Here is a 20,388-nt window from a genome sequence, read left to right on the forward strand (position 1 = left end):
ATGAGTAATCCGGCGGAGCAGAAAATGCAGTTCTCGAAAATGCACGGTCTCGGCAACGATTTCATGGTTGTGGACGCCGTGACGCAAAACGTCTTTTTTTCGCCGGAGCTGATTCGCCGTCTGGCGGATCGCCACCTGGGGATCGGTTTCGATCAACTGCTGATCGTCGAGCCACCCTACGATCCGGACCTCGATTTCCACTATCGTATTTTCAACGCCGACGGCAGTGAAGTAGCGCAGTGCGGCAACGGCGCGCGCTGCTTTGCTCGTTTTGTCCGGCTGAAAGGTTTGACCAACAAAAGCGACATTCGCGTCAGTACGCAAACCGGGCGCATGGTGTTGAGCGTCACCAATGATGAACTGGTGCGCGTTAACATGGGTGAACCCAACTTCGACCCGCAGCAAGTGCCTTTCCGGGCCAACAAAGCCGAGAACCTGTATCTGCTGCGCGTGGCGGATCAGACGGTGATGTTTGGTGCTGTTTCGATGGGTAACCCGCACTGCGTGATCCAGGTCGAGAGCGTGAAAACCGCGCCAGTGGAAACGCTGGGTCCGATTCTGGAAAGCCATGAGCGTTTCCCGGAACGCGTCAACGTCGGCTTTATGGAAGTGGTCAATCGGGAACACATTCGTCTGCGCGTTTATGAACGCGGCGCGGGTGAAACTCAGGCATGCGGCAGTGGCGCTTGTGCTGCTGTCGCCTGCGGTATTCAGCAGGGCATTCTGGCGGAAAAAGTCCGTGTCGATCTGCCTGGTGGAACGCTGCATATTGCCTGGAAAGGGGCCGGTCAACCGCTGTTTATGACCGGGCCAGCCACACACGTCTACGATGGGTTTATTCATCTATGAAAAATGTCGAAGAGCAGACCGACAGCGCGGTGCTGCTGGACGATCAGGCGGTCAGCACGTATCTGCGTCAGAACCCCGATTTCTTTATTCGCAATGCGCGGCAGGTCGAACAGATGATGGTGCCGCATCCGGTACGCGGCAGCGTGTCGCTGGTCGAGTGGCATATGGCGCGGCAACGCAACCATATTCAGCAGCTGGAAGAGGAGATCACCCTGTTGATGGAACAGGCAACCGCCAACCATCAGCTGTTTGATCGCCTGCTGTCGTTGCAGGGCCATCTGGCCACTGCCGATAGTTTGCAGGATATGCTGACTCGTCTGCATCGCTGGGCGCGTGAGCTGGGTCTGGCGGGTGCCAATGTGCGGCTGTTCAGCGATAAATGGCACATTGGCGCGCCGTCCGATTTCACCCAACTGGGTCTGTCACGCCAGGCGTTTGAACCGTTACGGATTCAGCGCTTCGGTGACGAGCAGCATTATCTCGGCCACCTGAATGGCCCGGAACTGTTGCTGCTGTTGCCGCAGGCGAAAGCTATCGGCTCGGTAGCGATGTCGCTGATGGGCGATCGCGGTGAGCTGGGCGTATTAATCTTTAGCAGCCGTGACAACCAGCATTATCAGGCCGGGATGGGAACGCTGCTGCTGCAACATCTGGCGCTGATGCTGCCGGAATTGCTGTCACGCTGGGTAGAGCGTGCATGAGTAGTGACAGCCCGCTGCTGCCTGCCGTTGAGGGCTTTCTGCGTTACCTGAAAGTGGAGCGCCAGCTCAGCCCGTTGACGCAGGAAAATTATGCGCGCCAGCTTAAGGTGATTATCAGCCAGGCCGATGAGATGAAAATCACCGCCTGGAGCCAGCTGGAACCGGCGCAGGTGCGCAACATCGCCGCCCGCAGCCGTCGCGCGGGTTTAGGCCCGAGCAGCCTGGCGTTACGTATGTCGGCATTGCGCAGTTTTCTTGACTGGCAGGTCAGACAGGGCCAGTTGAGCGGCAATCCGGCAAAAGGGATCTCTACTCCGCGTAATGCGCGCCATCTGCCGAAAAATATGGATGTCGATGAGGTTAACCAGCTGCTGGAAATTGACCTCAACGATCCGCTGGCGGTGCGCGATCGCGCCATGCTGGAAACCATGTACGGCGGTGGATTGCGTCTGTCGGAACTGGTGAATATGGATCTGCGCCATCTCGATCTCGACAGCGGTGAGGTCCGGGTGGTGGGTAAAGGCAGTAAAGAGCGGCAGGTACCGATTGGTGGCACCGCCGTGACCTGGCTGCAGCACTGGCTGCCGTTGCGCGACAGCTTTGCGCCGCAGGATGATGCGGTGTTTGTCTCCAATCGCGGCAGCCGTATTTCTGCGCGTAACGTGCAGAAACGCTTCGCCGAATGGGGCATTAAACAGGGCGTTGCCAGCCATATCCACCCGCATAAACTGCGCCACTCCTTTGCTACCCATTTGCTGGAATCGAGCGGCGATTTACGCGCGGTGCAGGAGCTGCTCGGCCACGCCAATCTCTCGACCACGCAAATCTATACCCATCTTGATTTCCAGCATCTGGCAACGGTGTACGATTCAGCCCATCCGCGTGCCAAACGAGGAAAGTCGTAATGAAGTTTTATCGTCCGCTGCGTCAGATCAAAGCGATCACTTTTGATCTCGACGACACCTTATATGACAACCATCCGGTGATCCGCAAAACCACCGCAGAATCCCATGCCGCGTTGCAGGCTTATCACCCGGCATTGGGCGATTTCACTCCGGCGGATTACCAGGCGCTGCGTGGTGAATTGCTGGTACGCGAGCCGGAGATTTATCACGATGTGTCCGAATGGCGTCGTCGTTCGGTAGAACTGGCGCTGATCAATGTCGGTCTTTCTGCTGCGGAAGCCACCAAAGGGGCCAGTGAAGTGATGAGCGTGTTTCATCGCTGGCGGAGCGAGGTGGAGATGCCGGAAGAGACGCATGCGACGCTGACCGCGCTGGGCAACAAAGTCCCGCTGGTGGCGATCACCAACGGCAATGCCAATCCGGAAAAACTCGGCCTCTCCTGCTATTTTGAGTTCGCGCTGCGCGCCGGGCCGCATGGTCGCGCCAAGCCGTGGCAGGATATGTATCATCTGGCTTCGGAGCGGTTAGGCATTGCGCCGGAACATATTCTGCATGTCGGTGACGATCTCACCACCGATGTGGCTGGTTCACTGCGCGCCGGGATGCAGGCATGCTGGATTAACCTGCGTGACGGCAATCTGATGCAGATTGACGATGCGCGCCTGCTGCCGCACGTTGAAATTTCGCAGTTGGCATCACTGACCTCGCTGCTATAATGGCTGTAAATTCATCCAGTATTTGGATGTTCTCTTTTTAAAACGGTGCTTATGGACGTTTCTGATCTGCTTAACGGCTTAAATGACAAACAGCGCGAGGCGGTCGCCGCGCCGCGCAGCAACCTGCTGGTGTTGGCCGGAGCAGGCAGTGGCAAAACCCGTGTGCTGGTGCATCGCATTGCCTGGCTGTTGTCGGTGGAGAACTGCTCGCCTTATTCGATTATGGCGGTCACCTTTACCAACAAAGCGGCTGCGGAGATGCGTCATCGTATCGATCAACTGATCGGCACCAGCCAGGGCGGCATGTGGATCGGCACTTTCCACGGCCTGGCGCACCGTTTACTGCGCGCCCACCATCTTGATGCGGGGCTGCCGCAGGATTTCCAGATCCTCGATAGCGAAGATCAGCTGCGTTTGCTGAAGCGCCTGATCAAAGCGATGAACCTTGATGAGAAACAATGGCCTGCGCGTCAGGGCATGTGGTACATCAACGGCAAAAAAGATGAAGGTCTGCGGCCAAAACACATCGAAAGCTACGGTAATCCGGTCGAGCAAACCTGGCTGCGGATTTATCAGGCCTATCAGGAAGCCTGCGATCGTGCCGGGCTGGTGGATTTTGCTGAGCTGCTGCTGCGCGCGCATGAGCTGTGGCTGAACAAGCCGCATATCCTCAACCATTATCGCGAGCGTTTCAGCAACGTGCTGGTGGACGAATTCCAGGATACCAACAACATCCAGTACGCGTGGATTCGTATGCTGGCGGGTGACACGGGCCGGGTGATTATCGTCGGTGATGATGACCAGTCGATCTACGGCTGGCGCGGTGCCCAGGTGGAAAACATCCAGCGCTTTTTGCAGGATTTCCCCGGTGCGGAAACCATCCGTCTGGAGCAGAACTACCGTTCCACCAATAATATCCTGAAAGCGGCTAACGCCCTGATTGCCAACAACAACGGACGACTCGGCAAAGAGTTGTGGACCGATGGCAGTGATGGCGAACCGATTTCACTTTACTGCGCCTTTAACGAGCTGGACGAAGCCCGTTTCGTCGTCAATCGCATCAAAGCCTGGCATGAGAACGGCAACGCCCTGAACGACTGCGCCATTCTCTATCGCAGCAACGCCCAGTCGCGTGTGCTGGAAGAGGCGCTGTTGCAGGGCAGCATGCCGTACCGTATCTACGGCGGCATGCGCTTCTTCGAACGTCAGGAAATTAAAGACGCGCTGGCTTATCTGCGGCTGATGGCCAACCGCAACGACGATGCGGCGTTTGAGCGCGTGGTGAATACGCCGGTGCGTGGCGTCGGCGATCGTACCCTCGATGTGGTGCGTCAGACGGCGCGCGAACAGCAACTGACCCTATGGCAGGCGACGCGTGAACTGCTGCAAAACAAGGTGCTGGCTGGCCGTGCCGCGGCGGCGCTGCAACGTTTCTGCGAACTGGTGGACTCGCTGGCAAGCGAAACCGCCGAACTGCCGCTGCATGTGCAGACTGACCGGGTGATCAAAGATTCCGGTTTGTGGCTGATGTACGAGCAAGAGAAGGGCGAAAAAGGCCAGGCACGTATCGAAAACCTTGAGGAACTGGTGACGGCAACGCGCCAGTTCAGCTATCAGGATGAAGACGAAGATTTGATGCCGCTGCAGGCATTTCTCTCCCATGCCGCACTGGAGGCGGGGGAAGGCCAGGCAGACAAATGGCAGGACGCGGTGCAACTGATGACGCTGCACTCGGCAAAAGGGCTGGAGTTCAGCCAGGTCTTTATCGTTGGCATGGAAGAGGGCATGTTCCCCAGCCAGATGTCGCTGGACGAAGGCGGCCGCCTCGAAGAGGAGCGTCGTCTGGCCTACGTTGGCGTCACGCGTGCGATGGAAAAACTGACGCTGACCTACGCTGAAACCCGTCGTCTTTATGGTAAGGAAGTGTATCACCGCCCCTCGCGTTTCATTGGCGAGCTGCCGGAGGACTGCGTGGAAGAGGTGCGTTTGCGCGCCAGCGTCAGTCGTCCGGTCAGCCATCAGCGGATGGGAACGCCGGTGGCAAAAAATGACAGTGGCTTCGCGCTCGGCCAGCGCGTACGTCATGCCAAATTTGGCGAAGGCACCATTATTAACCTCGAAGGCAGCGGTGAACACAGCCGTCTGCAGGTCGCTTTTCAGGGGCAGGGCATCAAGTGGCTGGTGGCCGCCTATGCCCGCCTGGAAACGGTGTAGCGCGGTTGCGCTGCCTTGACGACTTTTTCGTCTCAGCGTAACATGCGCGCACTATTATCATGAGAGGACAACGCCTTGGACACGCCCAGTCGATGCTGGCTCAATAACCTGGTTCACAGGAATAACATCTAAGGCTACCTCTTAGCTGGTAGCCTTAGCGGTTATCAGCGACCTCCCTTTTTTTCCCGTCGCACGAGTCAGCACTGATGTACCCTTGAAGCGAAAGTTTCCGTGTTCAGGCTTTGCCGTGCCCGTTTAGCCTAAGCCAGACGGTTCACTGCCTTGTCCCATAAAGTCTGCAATGGGGAGTATTGCTATGCTGAGCGCATTTAAACTGGATCGCAGCCGCCTGACGCGCCTCGAACTGGATGACCAAAACGAAAAGCTCAACACGTCTGTGTGGGTCGATCTGATCGAGCCGGATGAAGGTGAACGCGATCTGGTGCAAAGCGAGCTGGGCCAGAGCCTGGCGACACGGCCAGAACTGGAAGACATCGAAGCTTCGGCGCGTTTTTTTGAAGATGAAGATGGTCTGCACATTCACTCATTCTTCTTCTATGAAGACGCGGAAGACCATGCCGGTAACTCGACGGTGGCGTTTACCATCCGTGAAGATCGCCTGTACACCCTGCGTGAGCGTGAATTGCCAGCGTTTCGCCTGTATCGCATGCGCGCGCGTAACCAGACGCTGCTCGACGGTAACGCCTTCGAACTGTTGCTCGACCTGTTTGAGACCAAAATCGAACAGCTGGCGGATGAGATCGAGAACATTTACAGCGCGCTGGAAAAACTCAGTCGCGTGATCATGGAAGGGCAGCAGGGCGAAGAGTATGACCTGGCGCTGTCACGTCTGGCGGAACTGGAAGATATCGGCTGGAAGGTGCGTTTGTGTCTGATGGATACCCAGCGTGCACTTAACTTCCTGGTGCGTAAAGCCCGTCTGCCCGCTAATCAGCTGGAGCAGGCACGCGAAATCCTGCGCGATATCGAATCTCTGCTGCCGCACAACGAATCGCTGTTCCAGAAGGTTAACTTCCTGATGCAGGCGGCGATGGGTTTTATCAACATCGAGCAGAACCGCATCATCAAAATCTTCTCCGTGGTGTCGGTGGTGTTCCTGCCGCCAACGCTGGTGGCGTCCAGCTACGGGATGAACTTCGAGTTTATGCCGGAACTGAAATGGAGCTTCGGCTACCCGGCGGCGATTGGTCTGATGATCCTCGCGGGACTTGCTCCCTACCTCTATTTCAAACGCAAAAACTGGTTGTAACAATTGGCGGGCCGTCTCTGCGGCCCGTAAAACTGGCGCGTTATCACATTTCTGCGTAATCTGTTCCCTCATTTTTATTAACATTTATCCTTCCACCCTATGGCGCGTCTCTCTTTGCGACAGCAGTGGACCATTCTGCTGATTGCTTCTCTGATTCTGGGCATTATCTTCCAGCTGTTTCACTTGCCTGCGGCATTGTTGCTGGGGCCGATGATTGTCGGCACCGTGATGGGACTGTCGGGTGCTGCGGTACGCATCGATAAACGCTTTTTTGTGCTGGCTCAGGCGGTTCTCGGTTGCATGATTGGGCAAACCTTATCGCCCGCCATTTTACCGCCACTGTTGCAAGACTGGCCGGTGGTGATGGCGGTGCTGGTGCTGACGCTGGCCGCCAGTGGACTGTCAGGCTTTTTGCTGGTCCGCTTCAGCAACCTTCCCGGACCTACCGGGGCCTGGGGATCGTCGCCCGGTGGTGCGTCGGCAATGGTGGCGATGGCCGGAGATTTTGGCGCAGACGTGCGGCTGGTGGCTTTTATGCAGTACCTGCGCGTGCTGTTTGTGGCGACGGCAGCCGCAGTGGTGGCGCGAATCGGTCTGGGTAACGGCGGTGGCAGCGCCGATTTGGTGTGGTTCCCGCCACTGCACAGCAGCTTTGCCCTGACATTGGTGGTGATGGTAGGCGGGGCCTGGCTGGGACAAAAACTGCGGATTCCATCCGGTGCATTGTTATTACCGGCGTTGATCGGCGCGACCTTGCAGGGAACGGGGGTGGCGACCTTGCAGGTGCCAGAGTGGTTGCTGGCGCTGGCTTATGCGCTAATTGGCTGGAGTGTGGGGCTGCGCTTTACCCGTCCGATTTTCCTGCTGGCGCTGCGTACCCTGCCGCAAATGGTGGTATCGATAATCGGCCTGATGCTGTTGTGTGGCGGGCTGGCGTGGATGCTGACGCGCGTGCTGCATGTGGATCTGATGACCGCTTACCTGGCAACCAGCCCTGGCGGGCTGGATACCGTAGCGATTATTGCGGCGGGGAGCCAGGTCGATATTGCCTTTGTCATGGCGTTGCAGACCTTACGCCTGTTCACCATTCTGCTCACTGGCCCGGCCCTGGCGCGTTTTATTTCACGCTATGCGCACGCGCGTGCGAGCTGAAACAACAACCGCATCGAGGATAAAAATGGCGAGAGCCAGCCAGATAAAGCCAAAGGTCACCAGCTTATCGGGCGTGACGGTCTCGCCATAAAACCCTACGGCCAGCAGGAACATCAGCGTCGGGCCGATATACTGGAAAAAGCCGATGGTCGATAAACGCAGGCGTGTACAGGCGGCGGCAAACAGCATCAGCGGGACGGTGGTGACGACACCGGCGGCCACCAGCTTCAGATTGAGGCTCAGCGGGTTGGCGCTCAGATGGCTGGTGGCGCTGTCGGCAAAACCAAACAGGTAGATTGCCGCTAGCGGGAACAGCCACAGCGTCTCAATCAACATGCCGCTCTGGGCATCAACCTGAATCTTCTTGCGCATCAGGCCGTAGAAGGCAAAGCTCAACGCCAGCCCCAGCGCGATGACCGGCACCGAGCCAAATTGCCACAGCTGCACCAGCACGCCAGTGGTAGCGAGAAACACCGCCAGCCATTGCAGACGGCGGAAACGCTCGCGCATAAACAACATCCCCAGCACCACGTTAATCAGCGGGCTAATAAAGTAACCCAGGCTGGCTTCGAGGATATGCTGATTATTCACGGCCCAGATATACAACAGCCAGTTGCCACCAATGGTCACGGCGGTGATCGCCAGCAACAGGACCTTCTTCGGCTGACGTAACACGCTGCACACCTGATTCCAGTTGCGGCTCAGGGTAATCAGCAGCAGCATAAACAACGCTGACCAGATAACGCGGTGCGTCATGATTTCCAGCGGGGGGACCACTTTGACCAGCTTAAAGTAGGCGGGAGCGATGCCCCAGAGAAAGTAGGCACCGAGCGCATAGCCAATGCCCTGGCGCGTTTGTTGCGTATCCATCATTTATTCCAGAAAAACGGCGATTCTCGCACGTCGTGGGTGATTAACCAATCAGGTAAGTTGCGGTAGCCGTGGCGATATAATCGCCCTGCTGGTTGTGCAGTTCTACCCGTGCCACTGCCACCTTGTTACCGGCACGCAGCAGGCTGCTGGTGGCGACGAAGCGCTCACCGCGCCCCGGGCGCAGATAATCGACACGCATATCGATAGTCCCCATACGCGACAGCCGCTGACGCAGCTCCTCTTCGCTGATACTTTCCTGACGCGTCAGCGAATGGCTGACACACACCAGGCCGGCAGCAACATCCAGCACCGAGGCGATCACGCCACCGTGCAAAATACGTTGTGCCGCATTGCCTACCAACATGGTTTTATTGGCAAAACCCAGTTCAGCGTATTCAGGCTCCAGCCGATCCAGCTCCAGCCCGAGCGCCTGATTAAACGGCATATGATAAACAAAAATTTCGCCAATCAGACGGCGTGCTTCCTGTGGTGTCAGCATGGGTGATGACATGGTGATGGCCTTCAAATGCCCCCGCATGGGGCAATAGATGTTAATGAGTTGTGTATATTATGCCGCGTTCGGGCTGCTTTCCAGTTTCAGAAATCGTCACTAATCAGGGCATCAGTTTGTGTGTAGAATGACCTGCTTTTTTAAACCGTTACTTAACGATTTTGCTATGCAGTGCCCACTGGAGAATTTTATGCGTAAGCATCGCGCCTTGCTGGCAGCGGCCCTGTTACTCCCTGCTTTGGCGCAGGCTGATGAAGCCACGGTTAAAGAGGTTCACGACGCACCGGCAGTAAAGGGCAGTATTATTGCCAATCTGCTGGAGAAACACGATAACCCGTTCGTGCTTTATCCTTACGAAAACAACTATCTGCTCTACACCTACACCAGCGACATGAATAAAGAGGCCATCTCCTCATACAACTGGGCAGACAAAGCGAAAAAAGATGAAGTAAAATTCCAGCTCAGTCTGGCCTTTCCGCTGTGGCGCGGTATTCTGGGCGACAATTCGGTACTGGCGGCCTCCTATACGCAACGTTCCTGGTGGCAGCTATCCAACCGTGGTGCATCATCACCGTTCCGTGAAACCAACTATGAGCCGCAGATTTTCCTCGGCTGGGCCACGGACTACACTCTGGGTGGCTGGACATTACGTGATGTGGAAATGGGTCTGAACCATCAGTCGAATGGTCGCAGCGATCCGACCTCACGCAGCTGGAACCGGGTGTATGCGCGCCTGATGGCGGAGAATGGCAATTTCCTCGCGGAGATCAAACCCTGGTATCGTATCCCGGAAAGCGCCAGCAATGACGACAATCCGGACATCACCAAATATATGGGCTACTACCGCGCGAAGCTGGGCTACATGCTTGGCGACAGCATCTTTAGCGTGGAAGGCAATTACAACTGGAACAGTGGCTACGGCGGTGCAACCTTCGCCTGGAGTTACCCGATCAGCGAGCATGTGCGTTTTTACACCCAGCTGTTTAGCGGCTACGGTGAATCGCTCATCGACTACAACCACCGCCAGACGCGCGTGGGTGTGGGCGTGACGCTCAACGATCTGTTCTGATAAGCAAAAAACAGGATTACCGTGGCAACATCGGCAGTGCTCAATCAGGAAACGCTGGCGCAGCAGGTATTACAGGATACCTTCGGCTACCAGCAATTTCGTCCCGGTCAGCAAACCATTATTGAAACGGCGCTGGCAGGGCGCGATTGCCTGGTGGTTATGCCCACCGGCGGTGGCAAATCGCTGTGTTATCAAATCCCGGCACTGGTGCGCGAAGGGTTAACCCTGGTGGTATCGCCACTGATCTCGCTGATGAAAGATCAGGTGGATCAACTGCTGGCGAACGGCGTGGCGGCTGCCTGTCTTAACTCGACGCAGACGCGTGAGCAGCAGCAGCAGGTGTTTGCCGACTGCCGCACCGGCCGTTTGAAACTGCTCTACATCGCGCCTGAACGCCTGATGATGGATAACTTCCTCGACAGCCTGCACCACTGGAATCCGGTGATGCTGGCGGTGGATGAAGCGCACTGTATCTCGCAATGGGGTCACGATTTCCGTCCGGAATATGGTGCGCTGGGCCAGTTGCGCCAGCGTTTCCCGGATCTGCCGGTGATGGCACTGACGGCCACCGCCGACGAAACCACGCGTAATGACATCGCGCATCTGTTGCAGATGGACGATCCGTTGATTCAAATCAGCAGCTTCGACCGTCCCAACATCCGCTACACGCTGGTGGAGAAGTTTAAACCCACTGAGCAGCTGTTGCGTTACGTGCAGGATCAGCGTGGTAAAAGCGGCATTATCTACTGCAACAGCCGCGCCAAAGTGGAAGACACGGCAGCACGCCTGCAAAGTCGCGGCCTGAGCGTAGGGGCCTACCATGCCGGTATCGACAGCGCCCAGCGTGCGCGGGTACAGGAAGCGTTTCAGCGCGATGATCTGCAAATCGTGGTGGCCACCGTTGCGTTTGGGATGGGGATCAACAAACCCAACGTACGTTTTGTGGTGCACTTTGATATCCCGCGCAATATCGAATCCTACTATCAGGAAACCGGTCGTGCCGGGCGTGATGGTCTGCCGGCAGAAGCGATGATGCTGTATGACCCGGCGGATATGGCATGGCTGCGTAAATGTCTGGAAGAGAAAGCACCGGGTCCGTTGCAGGATATTGAGCGGCATAAACTCAATGCGATGGGGGCGTTTGCCGAAGCGCAAACCTGCCGCCGTCTGGTGCTGCTTAACTACTTTGGTGAAGGGCGTCAGCAGCAGTGCGACAACTGCGATATCTGCCTCGATCCGCCACGCCGCTACGATGGCCTGGTGGAAGCGCAGAAAGCGCTTTCCGGCATTTATCGCACAGGGCAGCGTTTTGGTATGGGCTATATTGTCGAAGTTTTGCGCGGTGCCAGTAACCAGCGTATTCGCGATAATGGTCACGATAAACTGCCGGTGTACGGCATTGGTCGCGATCAAAGCACCGAACATTGGGTCAGTGTGCTGCGTCAGCTGATTCACCTCGGCATGGTGACGCAAAATATCGCCATGCACTCCGCCTTACAACTCACCGAAGCGGCGCGCCCGGTATTACGTGCCGAAGTGCCGCTGATGCTGGCGGTGCCGCGTATTGTGACGGTGAAAACCCGCAACAGTTCACCGAAGGTGTACGGTGGCAATTACGATCGCAAGCTGTTTGCCAAGCTGCGCAAGTTGCGCAAAGCGATAGCCGACGAAGAGAATATCCCGCCTTACGTGGTGTTTAACGATGCCACGCTGATTGAAATGGCAGAACAAATGCCGGTGAGCGCGTCAGAAATGCTGAGCGTGAACGGTGTCGGTCATCGCAAGCTGGAGCGCTTTGGTAAGCCATTCCTGGTGATGATCAAAGAACATCTTGATGAAGAGTAAAGGAAAAAAAGCATGTTGATGTTATTCGCTACCGTCGCGCTGGTGCACCTGGTGGCGTTGATGAGCCCCGGCCCGGACTTTTTCTTTGTTTCGCAGACCGCCGCCAGCCGTTCGCGTAAAGAAGCAATGATGGGTGTGCTGGGGATTACGCTGGGTGTGATGGTGTGGGCCGGTGTGGCGTTGATGGGTCTGCATCTGATCATGGAAAAAATGGCGTGGCTGCATCAGATCATTATGGTCGGCGGCGGCTTGTATCTGCTGTGGATGGGCTGGCAGTTGATGCGCTCGGCGCGTCAGCGTCATAAGCAACCCCAGGTTGATGCACCGGTGGTTGAGTTGCCAAAAAGGGGCATGAGCTTCCTGAAAGGTTTGTTGACCAACCTCTCCAACCCCAAAGCGATTATCTACTTTGGCAGCGTGTTCTCGCTGTTTGTGGGCAATGATGTGGGGGCACTGGAGCGTTGGGGATTATTCCTGCTGATTCTGGTGGAAACCTTTGCCTGGTTTACCGTGGTAGCGGCGATTTTTGCCCTGCCGTGGATGCGCGATAAATATCAGCGCATGGCGAAGTGGGTAGATGGTATGGCAGGTGTGTTGTTCGCCGGTTTCGGTATCCATTTAATCATTTCCCGATAAACCTGGTTTACTTGCCATTTTGGCACCGGGCAGTGCTCGCCCTCCTCACGTACTACGTGTACGCTCCGGGGGCTGTGCGCTGGCCGGCACCAAACTGGCTGCGACACCGACGGTTTCATGTTGGTGTTGTTTCTTAAGCGATACGGCGTGCGCTGGCTAACAATGCACCTACCGCCATAAACAATCCGCCGAAGGTGCGGTTCATCGCCTTCATCTGTTTCGGGCCTTTAATCCAGCCAGCAATGCGGGTCGCCAGTGTGGCGTAACCAATCATCACGATAATATCGACCACGACGGTGGTGACGCCGAGCACCAGATATTGCATCAGCTGCGGCTGGTGCGGCTGAATAAATTGCGGGAACAACGCAGCAAGAAACACGATGCTTTTGGGGTTGGTGAGGTTAACCAGCACCGCGCGCTTAAACAAACGGCGACGTGGCATCGCTTTGGCGACCGCATTGAGATCCAGCGCGCCACCTGAGCGCCACTGCTGAATACCGAGCCAGACCAGATAGGCCGCCCCTGCCCATTTCAGGATTTCGAACGCCAGCACCGACTGGGAAAACAGCGCGCCAAGACCTACGCCCACCAGCACGATATGCACGGAAAGACCAAGTTGCAGGCCGGAGATCGAGGCGACTGCGCCGCGATAGCCGTGGCTGATACCAGTACTCATGGTATTAATTGCGCCAGAGCCGGGTGACAGGCTCAGGATTGTTGTGGTTAACAGATAGGTTAACCACCATTCAATGGTCATGTGTGACATTCCCTGAAGTTAGCGAAGTGTGACACAATACGCCAGAAAATCGCGGCACGCTATGGAGTGGAGGTGCGGCGTTGACGTTTTTTTCAGGGGGGCGGATGCAGCAGATAAAACAGAGTTGGCTCAGGCGTGAAAAGGCGTTTGCTTCCTTTGCCACCGGTCCGCTGCTCGACTTCTGGCACCGTCGCGAAGAGCGTGAATTTACCGGTGTGGGCAATCTCACCATCCGCTATGTGCGCTTCACTTCTCCGCAACATCGCCGTGTCATTCTGATCGTTCCCGGACGCATCGAAAGCTATATCAAATACCCGGAACTGGCCTACGACCTGTTCCATTGTGGCTTCGATGTGGTGATCATCGACCATCGCGGCCAGGGACGTTCCGACCGTTTGCTGGAGGACTCCCACCGCGGCCATGTGGTGGAGTTCACCGATTATGTCGATGATTTGGAAACGCTGTACCTGAAAGAGATCGTCAGTGGTCATTACCGGCAACGCTATGCGCTGGCGCACTCAATGGGCGGGGCGATCCTTACGCTGTTTCTGGCACGTCAGCCACGGGCGTTTCATGCGGTGGCGCTGTCAGCACCGATGTTCGGCATCACCCTGCCGCTGCCACCGTTCCTGGCGCACCGTATCCTTGACTGGGCAGAGAAAATGCCTGCCCTGCGTGACGGTTACGCCCTGGGGACCGGGCGCTGGCGCGCGCATCCGTTCGGTATCAACCAACTGACGCACAGCCGGGAACGCTATCGCCGCAATTTACGTTTTTATGCCGATGACCCGGCAATTCGCGTCGGTGGCCCGACCTACCATTGGGTGAGGGAAGGGGTGCAGGCCGGACGCAACATCATCAGCCAGGTGAATAACATCACCACGCCAATGCTGCTGATGCAGGCCAGTGAAGATCGGGTGGTGGATAACCGCTCGCAGGATTTGTTTTGTGAGGCGATGGCGGCGGCAGGGCATCCCTGCGAAGGCGTCACGCCCTATGTGATTGAGGGTGCGCGACATGAGATCCTGTTTGAAACAGACGCGATGCGCGCCCAGGCGCTAAACGCCGTGGTCGATTTTTTTGCACGCCACGTTTAATTGATTATTGATACCTACAACCGAGGTTTACATGTACCACATCGTCGCATCCGACCTGGATGGCACGCTGCTTTCTCCGGACCATCGCCTGACACCTTTTGCCCGCAGTACCTTGCAGGAGCTGGTGGCGCGCGATGTTCATTTCGTCTTTGCCACCGGTCGTCACTATATCGATGTGGGACAAATGCGCGACAGTCTCGGCATCCCGGCTTATATGATCACCTCCAACGGTGCGCGGGTGCATAACGCCGACGGCGAACTGATTTTCAGCCACAATCTGGATGCCGATATCGCGCAGGATTTGTATGGCCTGAAATACCACGATGAGCAGGTGCTGACCCACGTTTACCGTGATGACGAATGGTTTATCAGCCGCCATCGCCCGGCCGAGCAGGATTATTTCCGCGAGTCGGTGTTTAACTACCAGGTGTATCAGCCCGGCATGTTGCCGACGGATGGCATCAGCAAAGTTTTCTTTACCTGCGACGAACCAGAGCATCTGATCCCGATGGAACAGGCGATTGAAGCGCGCTGGGGCGATCGGGTTAACGTCAGTTTCTCGCTGCCGACCTGTCTGGAAGTGATGGCGGGTGGCGTTTCCAAGGGACACGCGCTGGAAGCCGTGGCGAAACAGCTCGGCTATTCACTGAAAGAGTGTATCGCCTTTGGTGATGGTATGAACGATGTGGAGATGCTCAGCATGGCGGGCAAGGGCTGCATCATGCGCAATGCGCATCAGCGCCTGAAAGACACGTTGCCAGCGCTGGAAGTGATTGGCAGCAACGCCGAAGACGCGGTACCACATACGCTGCGTAAGCTGTTTCTGGCGTAAGTTTATCTGCGATCCGTAGCGGCGCGATTTATCGCGCTATTGCGCACTGTCCTGATTGCGCGATAAATCGCGCCGCTACGGCTGCCTGCATTTTGAACGCTTGTAAACCAGATAATTCAACCAGACAGCGACAGTTTGTTTACACTAGCGGCACTGTTCATTTTGGGGTCGTTACTGTGCCGTTATTGATCGTTACCACCATTCTGTGGGCTTTTTCCTTTAGTTTTATCGGGGAATATCTGGCGGGTCAGGTGGATTCCTGGTTCTCGGTGCTGATGCGTCTGGCACTGGCAGCCATTGTTTTTCTGCCCTTCCTGCGCTGGCGTGGTTATCGCGCCTCGACCATCCTGCTGTATATGCTGGTGGGGATGCTGCAATTGGGCATCATGTACCTGCTCAGCTTTGAAGCCTACCTCTATCTCAGCGTGACGGAATTCCTGTTATTTACCGTCATGACGCCGCTGTATGTCACCCTGATCTACGATCTGCTCAGCCGCCGACCGCTGCGAATTGGCTACGCCTTCAGTGCTTTGCTGGCGGTGGTCGGCGCAGCAATTATTCGTTATGACAAAGTCAGCGACCACTTCTGGTTAGGTCTGCTGCTGGTGCAGGCGGCGAATATCTGTTTTGCAATCGGCATGGTGGGTTACAAGCGTTTGCAGGAGACGCGCCCGATGCCGCAGCACACCGCGTTTTCCTGGTTCTACCTTGGCGCAGTGATCATTGCGGTGATTGCCTGGAGCCTGTGGGGCAACCCCAACAAGCTGCCAACCACTTCGCTGCAATGGGGCATTCTGGTGTGGCTGGGCGTGGCCGCGTCCGGGTTGGGCTACTTTATGTGGAACTATGGCGCTACCCAGGTGGATGCAGGCACGCTGGGTATCATGAACAATATGCATGTCCCGGCAGGATTGCTGGTGAACCTGGCGATCTGGCAGGAAAAACCACACTGGCCGAGCTTTATCGCCGGGGCCATTGTGATCTTCGCTTCACTTTATGTGCATAAACGCTGGGTGTTGGGAAAAACCGCGACCAGCCATTAAGCCTTTTTGGCAGGGGCCGGGCGCTGTATCAGCGTCAGCCCCTTTAAAAAGTTACGCAGAATCTGGTCACCGCATTCGCGGTAATTCTTATGATCCGGATTACGGAAAATTGCGCCGATCTCCGCCTGAGAAACCTTAAAGTTTGCCTTCAGCAAGATCTCGGGAATGTCCGTGGTTTTCAGGGCAAACGCGATACGTAACTTCTTCAGGAAGATATTATTGTTCATGCGGCGCTCAATCGATGGCGCAGGCGCATCTTCGCTTTTACCGCGACGATGGAAAATCAAACCGTTAAGGAAATAACCCATCAGCACGTCCGGGCAGGGACGAAAAGCGGCATCATCATCTTTCTTCAGCCACGCCTGCACATCTTCCAGCGGCACATCGCAACTCGCCAGGGCGAAAATCTCCACCACTTTGCTGTCGCTTAAATCCAGCATATAGCGCACGCTGCGCAGCACATCGTTATTGGTCATGGTGAAAATCTCCTGGTCACGGGTTGAGGCGGCGCATTATAGAGTAGGCCGTTTCAGGAAGACAGCGGTTGTAACGAACCGGGACGCGATGCATCGCGCACAAAAGGCAGATGATCACAGGCATGCTGGCGGGCAAAACGTGTGAACGCCTCCAGCACCGGCTGACGCTGCTCACCGTCACGCATTGCCGCGTACAAACGGCTCCACAACCCTTCACCCAGCGTTTTGGTCACCACCAATCCCTGATGCTCAAAGCTTTCCACAACCCAATGAGGCAACGCTGCAATCCCCATGCGTGCTGACACCATCTGGATCATCAGCAACGTATTATCGACGCTCTTCAGCGCCGGGCTGACTCCCGCAGGCTGCAAAAAATGCCGCCAGATATCCAGCCGCTGACGCTGCACCGGATAAATCAGCAGTACTTCATCCGCCAAATCGTCTGGTGAAATAGTCTCGCGCTGCGCCAGCGGATGATCCGGTGCCAGCACCAGCCGCACTTCGTAATCAAACATCGGGGAATAGAACAACCCGCTGCGCGGCAAAATATCGGAGGTCAGCACCACATCCAGCTCGCCCTGCTGCAACGCGGGTTGCGGGTCGAATGTCACGCCGGATTTAAAATCCATCACCACCTGCGGCCAGCTCTGACGGAAATTATTCAGCGCTGGCGTCAGCCACTGAATACAGCTGTGGCACTCAATGGCGATGCGCAGCGTCGTCTGATGCGGCTCATGGCAAGCCTGCAACGCCTGCTGAATCTGCGGCAGGATCTGCTCAGCCAGCTGCAACAGGATCTCCCCCTGTGGTGTAAACCGTAGTGGCTGGCTCTTACGCACAAACAGGCGAAAGCCCAGCCGTTGCTCCAGGTCGCTGAACTGATGAGATAACGCCGATTGCGTTTGATGAAGCTGAGCGGCGGCGGCGGCCAGAGAGCCGGTATGCCGTAACGCTTGCAGCGTCCGCAGGTGTTTGAGTTCGATCATGAGAATCCTTCACATCGAGATTGAACAATTTGCGCTTGAGGAACATACAGTACCCGCAGAAGATAGCGGTGTAAACATCTGGACGGCTAAACATCTGATTGTAACCTAAGCTGCTCAATAAAGAATACCTGGAGGACATCAAATGACCATTCTGAACCATACACTCGGTTTTCCTCGCGTCGGTCTGCGTCGTGAATTGAAAAAAGCCCAGGAAAGTTATTGGGCAGGTAACAGCTCTCAGGAAGATTTGCTTGCCGTGGGGCGTGAACTGCGTGCACGTCACTGGCAACAACAGAAAGAGGCGGGCGTGAACCTGCTGCCGGTGGGCGACTTCGCCTGGTACGATCACGTACTCACCACCAGCCTGTTGCTGGGCAACGTACCGGCCCGCCACCAGAATAAAGACGGCTCCGTTGACCTCGATACCCTGTTCCGCCTGGGCCGTGGTCGTGCACCGACTGGCGCACCAGCCGCCGCCGCCGAAATGACCAAATGGTTTAACACCAACTATCACTACATGGTGCCAGAATTCACCCAGGGTCAGCAGTTCAGACTGACCTGGACCCAGCTGCTGGACGAAGTGGACGAAGCGCTGGCACTCGGCCATAAAGTCAAACCCGTGCTACTCGGCCCGGTCACTTATCTGTGGCTGGGTAAAGTCAAAGGCGAACAGTTTGATCGCCTTTCGCTGCTGAAAGACATCCTGCCGGTTTATCAACAGGTGCTGGCTGAACTGAAAAAACGCGATATCGAATGGGTGCAGATTGATGAGCCAGCGCTGGCACTGGAACTGCCGCCGGAATGGCGTGCCGCGTTCAAACCGGCTTACGACGCGTTGCAGGGCAAAACCAAACTGCTGCTGACCACCTACTTCGACAGTATCGGCCAGAACCTTGATGTGATCAAAGCGCTGCCAGTGCAGGGGCTGCATGTTGACCTGGTGCACGGCAAAGATGATATCCAGCACATCAACCAGCAACTGCCAGCAGAATGGCTGCTGTCTGTTGGGGTGATCAACGGTCGTAACGTCTGGCGTGCCGACCTCAGCAACTGGTTCGAACGCCTGCAACCGCTGGTGGGAAAACGCAAGCAGCTGTGGATCGGCTCCTCCTGCTCGCTGCTGCACAGCCCGATCGACCTGAGCGTGGAAACCCGTCTCGATGACGAAGTGAAAAGCTGGTTTGCTTTTGCCCTGCAAAAATGTGCTGAACTGTCCCTGCTGAGTCACGCGCTGAACAGCAACGATGCAAAATCCCTTGAAGCCTGGAGTGCGCCAATCCGTGCCCGTGCCCACTCCAGCCGCGTACATAACGCCGCTGTGGCGGCGCGTCTGGCAAAAATCCAGGCCAAAGACACCGAACGTAACAGCGCCTACACCGAGCGTGCTCAGGCGCAGCGCAACCGCTTCCACCTGCCAGCATGGCCGACCACTACCATTGGTTCATTTCCACAGACCACTGAAATCCGCGGCCTGCGTCTCGACTTCAAAAAAGGCAACATTGATGGCGGTCACTATCGCACCGGTATCGCTGAACACATCAAACAGGCGATTGTGGAACAGGAACGCCTGGGGCTTGACGTGCTGGTACACGGTGAAGCCGAGCGTAACGACATGGTTGAATACTTCGGCGAAAACCTCGATGGCTTCGTGTTCACTCAGAATGGCTGGGTACAAAGCTACGGCTCACGCTGCGTAAAACCGCCGGTGATTATCGGCGACGTCAGCCGCCCGGCAGCCATCACCGTAGAGTGGGCGAAATATGCCCAGTCGCTGACCGATAAACCGGTCAAAGGCATGCTCACCGGTCCGGTCACTATCCTGTGCTGGTCGTTCCCGCGTGAAGACGTGACCCGTGAAACCATTGCCAAACAAATTGCGCTGGCGCTGCGTGATGAAGTGGCAGACCTGGAAAAAGCCGGTATCGGCATCATCCAGATTGATGAACCGGCGTTGCGTGAAGGTCTGCCGCTGCATCAGTCCGACTGGGCGGCCTACCTCACCTGGGCGGTCGATGCGTTCCGCCTCAACGCGGCGGTGGCGCAGGATGACACCCAGATCCACACCCACATGTGTTATTGCGAGTTCAACGACATCATGGATTCTATCGCCGCGCTGGATGCGGACGTGATCACCATCGAAACCTCACGTTCCGACATGGACCTGCTGGATGCGTTTAAAGAATTCGCCTACCCGAATGAAATCGGCCCAGGGGTGTATGACATCCACTCACCGAACGTACCCAGCGTGGCGTGGATGGAAGACCTGCTGCGTAAAGCGGCGCTGAGTATCCCGGAAGAACGTCTGTGGGTGAACCCGGACTGTGGCCTGAAAACCCGTGGCTGGACGGAAACCCGTCAGGCTCTGGCCAATATGGTGGAAGCGGCGAAAAAACTGCGCGGTGAAACCGCGTAATCGTTGGATAAAATGTTGTGTTGATACGTTGGGGCGCACAAGC

The 20,388-nt window shown here is 56.4% G+C and carries 20 protein-coding genes; 15 read left to right on the forward strand and 5 right to left on the reverse strand.

From position 1 onward, the window contains the following. Positions 1 to 24 precede the first annotated feature (24 nt). The 8 genes from dapF (at position 25) to HA50_RS00640 (ending at position 7,807) form a co-directional block, all read left to right on the forward strand. Positions 25 to 849 (forward strand): diaminopimelate epimerase, encoded by an 825-nt coding sequence (gene dapF, locus HA50_RS00610; RefSeq protein ID WP_084878255.1) that lies wholly within the window; start codon positions 25 to 27, stop codon positions 847 to 849. Further along, the gene (locus tag HA50_RS00615; RefSeq protein WP_084871716.1) at positions 846 to 1,550 is read left to right on the forward strand and encodes a DUF484 domain-containing protein; all 705 of its coding nucleotides are present in this window, start codon (positions 846 to 848) and stop codon (positions 1,548 to 1,550) included. The genes dapF and HA50_RS00615 overlap by 4 nt, the downstream gene beginning before the upstream one ends. Beyond that, a complete protein-coding gene (gene xerC / locus HA50_RS00620) occupies positions 1,547 to 2,455 on the forward strand; it encodes a tyrosine recombinase XerC (RefSeq protein WP_084871717.1) in 909 nt (302 codons plus the stop codon). Before HA50_RS00615 ends, xerC begins: the two co-directional genes overlap by 4 nt. Next, entirely contained in the window at positions 2,455 to 3,171 is a 717-nt protein-coding gene (yigB, locus tag HA50_RS00625; RefSeq protein WP_084871718.1) for a 5-amino-6-(5-phospho-D-ribitylamino)uracil phosphatase YigB, read from the forward strand. Before xerC ends, yigB begins: the two co-directional genes overlap by 1 nt. A gap of 51 nt (positions 3,172 to 3,222) precedes the next feature. Then, complete coding sequence (gene uvrD / locus HA50_RS00630; protein ID WP_084871719.1) at positions 3,223 to 5,385, forward strand: DNA helicase II; 2,163 nt, start codon at positions 3,223 to 3,225, stop codon at positions 5,383 to 5,385. A gap of 75 nt (positions 5,386 to 5,460) precedes the next feature. Continuing rightward, a complete protein-coding gene (gene ysgD, locus HA50_RS32095; RefSeq protein WP_415860461.1) occupies positions 5,461 to 5,517 on the forward strand; it encodes a YsgD/CorL family protein in 57 nt (18 codons plus the stop codon). 184 nt (positions 5,518 to 5,701) lie between these two features. Further along, a complete protein-coding gene (gene corA / locus HA50_RS00635) occupies positions 5,702 to 6,655 on the forward strand; it encodes a magnesium/cobalt transporter CorA (protein WP_084871720.1) in 954 nt (317 codons plus the stop codon). 99 nt (positions 6,656 to 6,754) lie between these two features. Then, complete coding sequence (locus HA50_RS00640; protein ID WP_084871721.1) at positions 6,755 to 7,807, forward strand: AbrB family transcriptional regulator; 1,053 nt, start codon at positions 6,755 to 6,757, stop codon at positions 7,805 to 7,807. On the opposite strand, the gene rarD is transcribed toward HA50_RS00640, so the two are convergent. Then, a complete protein-coding gene (gene rarD, locus HA50_RS00645) occupies positions 7,778 to 8,677 on the reverse strand; it encodes an EamA family transporter RarD (protein WP_084871722.1) in 900 nt (299 codons plus the stop codon). The two genes, HA50_RS00640 and rarD, sit on opposite strands and share 30 nt — an antisense overlap. 43 nt (positions 8,678 to 8,720) lie before the next feature. Further along, entirely contained in the window at positions 8,721 to 9,191 is a 471-nt protein-coding gene (locus HA50_RS00650) for a thioesterase family protein (RefSeq protein ID WP_084871723.1), read from the reverse strand. A 190-nt stretch (positions 9,192 to 9,381) separates the two neighbouring features. Between HA50_RS00650 and pldA the strand changes: the two genes are divergently transcribed. From pldA to rhtC, 3 genes are read left to right on the forward strand one after another with little or no spacing between them, the layout of a single operon-like run. After that, positions 9,382 to 10,260 carry a phospholipase A gene (gene pldA, locus HA50_RS00655; RefSeq protein WP_084878257.1) on the forward strand — a complete coding sequence of 293 codons (879 nt, stop codon included), beginning with the start codon at positions 9,382 to 9,384 and terminating at the stop codon, positions 10,258 to 10,260. A gap of 21 nt (positions 10,261 to 10,281) precedes the next feature. Continuing rightward, on the forward strand, positions 10,282 to 12,105 hold the full coding sequence (gene recQ / locus HA50_RS00660) for an ATP-dependent DNA helicase RecQ (RefSeq protein ID WP_084871724.1): 1,824 nt from the start codon (positions 10,282 to 10,284) through the stop codon (positions 12,103 to 12,105). Positions 12,106 to 12,117: 12 nt separating this feature from the next. Then, positions 12,118 to 12,741 (forward strand): threonine export protein RhtC, encoded by a 624-nt coding sequence (gene rhtC, locus HA50_RS00665; protein ID WP_084871725.1) that lies wholly within the window; start codon positions 12,118 to 12,120, stop codon positions 12,739 to 12,741. A 133-nt stretch (positions 12,742 to 12,874) separates the two neighbouring features. Here the strand turns inward: rhtC and rhtB are convergent, their stop codons facing one another. Beyond that, the gene (rhtB, locus tag HA50_RS00670) at positions 12,875 to 13,498 is read right to left on the reverse strand and encodes a homoserine/homoserine lactone efflux protein (protein ID WP_084871726.1); all 624 of its coding nucleotides are present in this window, start codon (positions 13,496 to 13,498) and stop codon (positions 12,875 to 12,877) included. Positions 13,499 to 13,602: 104 nt separating this feature from the next. Between rhtB and pldB the strand changes: the two genes are divergently transcribed. The 3 genes from pldB (at position 13,603) to HA50_RS00685 (ending at position 16,470) form a co-directional block, all read left to right on the forward strand. Then, a complete protein-coding gene (gene pldB / locus HA50_RS00675; protein ID WP_084871727.1) occupies positions 13,603 to 14,595 on the forward strand; it encodes a lysophospholipase L2 in 993 nt (330 codons plus the stop codon). A gap of 31 nt (positions 14,596 to 14,626) precedes the next feature. After that, positions 14,627 to 15,427, forward strand: a complete 801-nt coding sequence (gene yigL / locus HA50_RS00680; protein WP_084871728.1) for a sugar/pyridoxal phosphate phosphatase YigL — start codon at positions 14,627 to 14,629, stop codon at positions 15,425 to 15,427. 176 nt (positions 15,428 to 15,603) lie between these two features. After that, positions 15,604 to 16,470: a carboxylate/amino acid/amine transporter gene (locus HA50_RS00685; protein WP_084871729.1), complete on the forward strand. Its 867-nt coding sequence runs from the start codon at positions 15,604 to 15,606 to the stop codon at positions 16,468 to 16,470. Here HA50_RS00685 and HA50_RS00690 read toward each other — a convergent pair. Then, positions 16,467 to 16,946 (reverse strand): YehS family protein, encoded by a 480-nt coding sequence (locus HA50_RS00690; RefSeq protein ID WP_084871730.1) that lies wholly within the window; start codon positions 16,944 to 16,946, stop codon positions 16,467 to 16,469. The genes HA50_RS00685 and HA50_RS00690 overlap by 4 nt on opposite strands. 53 nt (positions 16,947 to 16,999) lie before the next feature. Beyond that, the gene (gene metR / locus HA50_RS00695) at positions 17,000 to 17,932 is read right to left on the reverse strand and encodes an HTH-type transcriptional regulator MetR (protein ID WP_084871731.1); all 933 of its coding nucleotides are present in this window, start codon (positions 17,930 to 17,932) and stop codon (positions 17,000 to 17,002) included. 142 nt (positions 17,933 to 18,074) lie between these two features. Between metR and metE the strand changes: the two genes are divergently transcribed. Then, positions 18,075 to 20,345, forward strand: a complete 2,271-nt coding sequence (gene metE, locus HA50_RS00700) for a 5-methyltetrahydropteroyltriglutamate--homocysteine S-methyltransferase (protein ID WP_084871732.1) — start codon at positions 18,075 to 18,077, stop codon at positions 20,343 to 20,345. Positions 20,346 to 20,388 lie beyond the last annotated feature (43 nt).

The organism is Pantoea cypripedii (assembly GCF_002095535.1).
GTDB lineage: Bacteria > Pseudomonadota > Gammaproteobacteria > Enterobacterales > Enterobacteriaceae > Pantoea > Pantoea cypripedii.

Bases quoted from the DNA above. Each gene is read 5' to 3' on its own strand.
- dapF (WP_084878255.1), top strand. From the start codon at position 25: ATGCAGTTCTCGAAAATGCACGGTCTCGGCAACGATTTCATGGTTGTG.
- HA50_RS00615 (WP_084871716.1), top strand. From the start codon at position 846: ATGAAAAATGTCGAAGAGCAGACCGACAGCGCGGTGCTGCTGGACGAT.
- xerC (WP_084871717.1), top strand. From the start codon at position 1,547: ATGAGTAGTGACAGCCCGCTGCTGCCTGCCGTTGAGGGCTTTCTGCGT.
- yigB (WP_084871718.1), top strand. From the start codon at position 2,455: ATGAAGTTTTATCGTCCGCTGCGTCAGATCAAAGCGATCACTTTTGAT.
- uvrD (WP_084871719.1), top strand. From the start codon at position 3,223: ATGGACGTTTCTGATCTGCTTAACGGCTTAAATGACAAACAGCGCGAG.
- corA (WP_084871720.1), top strand. From the start codon at position 5,702: ATGCTGAGCGCATTTAAACTGGATCGCAGCCGCCTGACGCGCCTCGAA.
- HA50_RS00640 (WP_084871721.1), top strand. From the start codon at position 6,755: ATGGCGCGTCTCTCTTTGCGACAGCAGTGGACCATTCTGCTGATTGCT.
- rarD (WP_084871722.1), bottom strand. From the start codon at position 8,677: ATGGATACGCAACAAACGCGCCAGGGCATTGGCTATGCGCTCGGTGCC.
- HA50_RS00650 (WP_084871723.1), bottom strand. From the start codon at position 9,191: ATGTCATCACCCATGCTGACACCACAGGAAGCACGCCGTCTGATTGGC.
- pldA (WP_084878257.1), top strand. From the start codon at position 9,382: ATGCGTAAGCATCGCGCCTTGCTGGCAGCGGCCCTGTTACTCCCTGCT.
- rhtC (WP_084871725.1), top strand. From the start codon at position 12,118: ATGTTGATGTTATTCGCTACCGTCGCGCTGGTGCACCTGGTGGCGTTG.
- rhtB (WP_084871726.1), bottom strand. From the start codon at position 13,498: ATGACCATTGAATGGTGGTTAACCTATCTGTTAACCACAACAATCCTG.
- pldB (WP_084871727.1), top strand. From the start codon at position 13,603: ATGCAGCAGATAAAACAGAGTTGGCTCAGGCGTGAAAAGGCGTTTGCT.
- yigL (WP_084871728.1), top strand. From the start codon at position 14,627: ATGTACCACATCGTCGCATCCGACCTGGATGGCACGCTGCTTTCTCCG.
- HA50_RS00690 (WP_084871730.1), bottom strand. From the start codon at position 16,946: ATGACCAATAACGATGTGCTGCGCAGCGTGCGCTATATGCTGGATTTA.
- metR (WP_084871731.1), bottom strand. From the start codon at position 17,932: ATGATCGAACTCAAACACCTGCGGACGCTGCAAGCGTTACGGCATACC.
- metE (WP_084871732.1), top strand. From the start codon at position 18,075: ATGACCATTCTGAACCATACACTCGGTTTTCCTCGCGTCGGTCTGCGT.